Origin of the sequence: Ochrobactrum sp. EDr1-4 (assembly GCF_049199085.1) — a bacterium.
Lineage (GTDB): Bacteria > Pseudomonadota > Alphaproteobacteria > Rhizobiales > Rhizobiaceae > Brucella.
This window is the reverse complement of the sequence record NZ_JBLZOF010000023.1, coordinates 1-3,024: the sequence shown is the minus strand read 5'-3', so window position 1 is coordinate 3,024 and position 3,024 is coordinate 1. Positions and strand designations below refer to the sequence as shown.

Here is a 3,024-nt window from a genome sequence, read left to right as displayed (position 1 = left end):
GACCACTCGTCGTTAAAATCCGAACGGCTTCGCGTTTGAACTCTTCTGTAAATTCTCGCTGCTTCAATTCTAAGTCTCCTGTCAGTTTTGTCTAACAGAAGCCCTCCACTTTTGAAGGGGAAGTCCAGCGACTGCGCGATATGGTCAGCAAGCTCCAGGAGGAGCGGATACGCGTCCTCGCCGACGCCAGCGCGCGAACCATTCCCGCCGCCCAGCGGTCTCGAGTCGAGACCCTCAGCCATGCGCGGGCGCAAGCTCTTGAGGCATTGACGACCGTCAGCCGCAAGCGCCAAGCGGCAGACGAGCGTCTCAAAGATGTCCTTAGATACCGGAAGGATCTCGCCGACGAGATCGACCGGATGGCTCGCGCGGCGGATGCCGGCGACATACTCTCGGATTTGCGCGTCACCCATTGTCCCGCATGCGATCAAACGCTTAAGGCCGCCCACGCTCCCGATCACTGCTTCGTCTGTCACCAGCATCTGCCGGATGAGCCCGAGATCGAGGGGCTCGGGGTGGTGCGCCTTCGGTTCGAGCAGGACCGGTTGACGGGCGAACTGAAAGAGGCGGACGATCTCCTCAATGTCTTGAGTCGCGACGTCGAGAAACAGGCGTCAGGGATGCGGTTGGCTGAGGAGGGCTTACGAGCAATCGAAGTCGAGCTCGGCCCGGCTCGCCAAGCCGTCGCCGCGCTCGCCCAAGCTGATGTCAGCGCTATCGACGTCGCGCTCGGGCAGGCCGCCGAGCGAGCTAAACAGATGGATCGGGTGACGGCGGCGCTCGAGCTGGGTAAGTCTCTGACGGCTCAGGTCAAGGCGCTCGAAGACCAGATCAAGCCGTTGGCGGAATGGGTCGACGAATCCTTCAGGGCGGTCGACTTCGACGAAGCCGCGCAGTGGCTCGAGGACGGGATGAATGCATATCTCGAAGCACTCAATCGCGAGCGGCCCCAGACGTGGAAGCATAACCGAGTCGAAGTCGATTTGACGCGGTCCAGCGTTTCCTTCCGGATCGGGCGCAAAAAGTGGCAGGGCGCCTTGGGCGGAACCGACACCCTCTATTTCCTAATGGCCTACAATTATGGCCTTTTGTCGCTCAGCCCGCGCCCTCAGACCCACTACCCGGGATTGGCGATCATAGACGTGCCCGGCGAATTTTCCGGTGAGGCCATTGGGGATAAGGAGAATTTCATCGTCCAGCCCTTCATCGACCTACTGAAGGACGATGCCTTCGAGGGTGCGCAGCTAATTATTACCGGCGCTGCCTTCACCGGTTTGGCCGGTGTGCATGTCCAAGCTTTGACTCAGGTCCATGTCGCCTAAGAGTAACCGCTGTTTCGGCCCCACATTTTCTCGCGCTGTTTGATCTGCGAAGGGCTTTTCATGGATGGATGAAGGAGTTTCCCCATGGGGCCTACGGTGGAGTTTCTCACCCCTGAGAAGAGTATTAGCGGGGGAAGCAATAAATGGACGCCGGAATTCAAGGCCAGACTGGTCTCAGAAACGCTTCGGCCTGGTTCCCGTGTCAATCGGAACGGAATATTCCACGCCGAAACACACCTCAGGCCCTACAAGAGGCTTCTGCCGGATCTGATCTCATCAGAAGCCGCGCTTCATCGTGCTCTCTCCATCGCCAACGCTCTGTATCTTGCGCTTGATGAGCGAGGTTACCGCGTTCAAATCGCGCCAGCCGCCGACAATTTGCTGCGGATTCATGTCAGGGAACAAGAGGTCGAGCGAAAGGATCGCAAATACGGTCGCGACCACTCGGGAAGTATTTGGGCACCTGACAGGCCGACTGTTTTTTATATCGACATGGTGCCCGTAGCGCTCGCCATCACCGAGATGACCGAGCGCGTGACGATGCGCTATTTCAATGGCGACTACCATCGTGAGGACAGCAAGCTCATCCGCTCAGAAAAATCTTCGCAGCTGACGCACTCGTGGACAACCGAACAGGATATGCCGTGCAGGCGTTTTCGTATCGTTGCCTACTCACCAAAGAATGGCGTCAACCGGTCTCGCAACTGGCAGGAAACCGGGCAACAATCGCTTGAGCGCCTGATCCCAGAAGTTGTCGAGACGCTAGGGGCGTCAAAAGTTGATCTGCAACGCCTTATGGAGGCCGAAGAAGCGGCGGAGGAGCAGCGGAAAAAAGAGCAAAAAGAGCGGTGGGAGCGATACGAAAGGGAGGAAGATGCGCGAAAAACGGCCCAGGCTCTCGCCGACAGCCGGCAGCAGCTGGCCGAGATCATGGAGAAGTGGGGAAAGGCGATGACCGTAGAGCGATTCTTCGCGGACGCAACAGAGCGCCTAAAGAGCGCGGATGACGACCGTCGGCAGCGTTTAGAAGGACGTCTCGCGCTCGCCAGAGCAGTGATGGGAAGCGTTGATCCGCTGGATTTCATTGAGAGCTGGCTCACTCCAGAGGAGCGATACCGTTCAAAAATTTCTAGCGGGTCGTGAGCTCAGTTTTACAGCCGCAGCTAACGGCAGTCAGGCAATGGCAAGGCTGGTAAAGATCACCTTGGCGTTAGAAACCCAAATCGAAGAATAAGCACGGGAGGTATCTTTAGCTCGGAGAGGTGACCGGTATTTTCACTTTTGCGATCTGCTCAAAGCTGTCTACGGCAGCGACATAGTTCGTTGCCGCGGCATTTAAGAGCTTTCCCGCCTCCAACGCGCGTTCATCTGCATTCAGCGCGTTCGATCCCGGGTGAGGCGTTGACCACGATAGGTTCGTGTCGACAGGGTAGGTATTAATGGCGATCGCCTCTGCTAACTCGTTCGCGCTGGCGCGTAGATTAATAAGCTTTTCTTGCATATTCGGATCGACAAAATCATGGTGGGCGCCTCTCCACTCGTAGGTGAACTGGTCGAGACCATCCGTCTTACTGCGTAAGCGGTGTCTCACTCACACCTTGGCGGTATAATTCCATGGCAATAGTTGGTCGATCTGGCTCTGCTTATGGCCATTAACGATTGCAGTGAGCGTGCTGCTCAGCCATTTTTGCGGGTCGACTGA

4 protein-coding genes are annotated in these 3,024 nt (G+C 57.1%); 2 read left to right on the top strand and 2 right to left on the bottom strand.

Annotated elements, in window-relative coordinates; genetic code table 11:
- Window positions 1–140 precede the first annotated feature (140 nt).
- The gene (locus tag ACOZHT_RS24325; RefSeq protein ID WP_421567106.1) at window positions 141–1,322 is read left to right on the top strand and encodes a hypothetical protein; all 1,182 of its coding nucleotides are present in this window, start codon (window positions 141–143) and stop codon (window positions 1,320–1,322) included.
- A gap of 84 nt (window positions 1,323–1,406) precedes the next feature.
- Window positions 1,407–2,465 carry a hypothetical protein gene (locus ACOZHT_RS24320; protein ID WP_421567104.1) on the top strand — a complete coding sequence of 353 codons (1,059 nt, stop codon included), beginning with the start codon at window positions 1,407–1,409 and terminating at the stop codon, window positions 2,463–2,465.
- Window positions 2,466–2,571: 106 nt separating this feature from the next.
- Here ACOZHT_RS24320 and ACOZHT_RS24315 read toward each other — a convergent pair whose 3' ends face one another.
- Entirely contained in the window at window positions 2,572–2,823 is a 252-nt protein-coding gene (locus ACOZHT_RS24315; protein ID WP_421567102.1) for a hypothetical protein, read from the bottom strand.
- 90 nt (window positions 2,824–2,913) lie between these two features.
- A partial coding sequence (locus ACOZHT_RS24310; RefSeq protein WP_421567108.1) for a transposase domain-containing protein occupies window positions 2,914–3,024 on the bottom strand: 111 nt, incomplete at its 5' end.

Bases quoted from the DNA above. Each gene is read 5' to 3' on its own strand.
- ACOZHT_RS24320 (WP_421567104.1), top strand. From the start codon at position 1,407: ATGGGGCCTACGGTGGAGTTTCTCACCCCTGAGAAGAGTATTAGCGGG.
- ACOZHT_RS24315 (WP_421567102.1), bottom strand. From the start codon at position 2,823: ATGCAAGAAAAGCTTATTAATCTACGCGCCAGCGCGAACGAGTTAGCA.
- ACOZHT_RS24325 (WP_421567106.1), top strand. From the start codon at position 141: ATGGTCAGCAAGCTCCAGGAGGAGCGGATACGCGTCCTCGCCGACGCC.